General features: G+C 44.2%; 3 protein-coding genes. All 3 read right to left on the bottom strand.

The window, feature by feature from the left end; genetic code table 11:
* The coding region (locus ACQY5W_RS13025) for a hypothetical protein (protein ID WP_428025404.1) at nucleotides 1–302 on the bottom strand (302 nt) is incomplete at its 3' end.
* Nucleotides 262–474, bottom strand: coding sequence for a hypothetical protein (locus ACQY5W_RS13020; RefSeq protein WP_428025403.1), 213 nt, complete (start codon nucleotides 472–474; stop codon nucleotides 262–264). The genes ACQY5W_RS13025 and ACQY5W_RS13020, both read right to left, overlap by 41 nt.
* Nucleotides 475–603: 129 nt before the next feature.
* Nucleotides 604–915 (bottom strand): hypothetical protein (locus tag ACQY5W_RS13015; RefSeq protein ID WP_428025402.1); only part of this gene is annotated, 312 nt, incomplete at its 5' end.

Here is a 915-nt window from a genome sequence, read left to right as displayed (position 1 = left end):
GGGCAATTGACACCCATGTGGCCTGTTTCTTCGCACTCTTCATAGGTCACTCGGGCATCGACCATTTTGAGATGATCAAGGCCTGGGTTCTCAAGCTTCTTCATAAGAAGATAAATTTTGGTGGTGAGCATGTCCATCTCTTCAAGCTGGTGAACCTTACGTGTGCGGGTCCAAGTGCGCTCCTCATCCCAGCTCTGGTTAGAGGCCATCTTCTCAATCAGTTTTTGAGCTTCCTCCATAATGAGAGTGAAGAAAGAACCTTCAGCAGCAGCATCTATATGCTCCTGGGTTGAGCGAATCAACCAATGATAGAATCTTTGGATAATGAACCACTCCTCCATGCCGTGATGGGGGCATTGCAGAGATATAATCCTGCAGGCGTTCCCATGCCTCGGCAATAGTTTTATCCATGAGTTGTTGAAAGGTAGAGATCCTGTCTCGAAGGGCATTGGTCTTGCCCAACAGAAAAAACATGGTGAGAAATACATTGGAGCATTTCTCCTAGGTTGACATTGCCTCCTTGTTGGAATAGAACCATTGTTTCACCTTTTCTAATAATGAAAATGGAAATAGGCAAAGGCGTACTACATCCTGAGTTACTCCTCAGATGGTGAATGTGATGTAAATCTCCAAGAAATATTGGAGATGAGCATTAGCATCCTCCAAGGCCTTGCCGCAGAATGGGCTTTGCTGCACCATGTTGATGAGAGCTGGTTTAAGTTCAAAACTGCCATCTCTGATGTTCATCTCCAACACTTTGTTGAAGTGCTGATGGTTATGGACTGCCACTATCAAATTGTTCATCTTACAGTCGATGCTTTCCAGTATCCTTTCATTGGCAAGTAACTTCTTGCCAACTTCCGAATTAATCCTTAGCTGATCCTCAACAATATCCTTGAAAGAAGGTTCACTTTT

This window comes from Arcobacter sp., assembly GCF_050300555.1.
Taxonomy (GTDB): Bacteria; Campylobacterota; Campylobacteria; order Campylobacterales; family Arcobacteraceae; genus Arcobacter.
The sequence above is the reverse complement of the archived record's forward strand: the minus strand, read 5'-3'. Positions and strand labels throughout refer to the sequence as shown.

Excerpts from the sequence above, each read along its gene's own strand:
- ACQY5W_RS13020 (WP_428025403.1), bottom strand. The coding sequence starts at position 474 with ATGTTTTTTCTGTTGGGCAAGACCAATGCCCTTCGAGACAGGATCTCT.